1 protein-coding gene is annotated in these 358 nt (G+C 39.1%); it reads left to right on the forward strand.

The genetic code is table 11. The annotated features are described in order from the left end of the window. Nucleotides 1-358 (forward strand): MBL fold metallo-hydrolase (locus tag DIT71_RS17785; RefSeq protein WP_114614530.1); only part of this gene is annotated, 358 nt, incomplete at both ends.

Genomic DNA, 358 nt, shown 5'->3' on the forward strand with positions numbered 1-358 from the left:
AGGCAGTATTTCCTCTCATTTTCATAGTGACAGCACGGGCGGAATAGAGTGGCTTAATTCTCAATCCATCCCCACGTATGCGTCTGAATTAACTAATGAGCTGCTTAAAAAAGACGGTAAGGTTCAAGCTAAAAATTCATTTGGCGGGGTTAACTATTGGCTAGTTAAAAATAAAATTGAAGTTTTTTATCCAGGCCCAGGACACACTCCAGATAACCTAGTAGTTTGGCTGCCTGAAAGGAAAATATTATTCGGTGGTTGTTTTATTAAACCGTACGGTCTAGGTAATTTGGGTGACGCAAATTTAGAAGCTTGGCCAAAGTCCGCTAAATTATTAATATCCAAATATGGTAAGGCA

Source organism: Marinobacter vulgaris (genome assembly GCF_003344045.1).
In the GTDB taxonomy this organism is placed as follows: domain Bacteria; phylum Pseudomonadota; class Gammaproteobacteria; order Pseudomonadales; family Oleiphilaceae; genus Marinobacter; species Marinobacter vulgaris.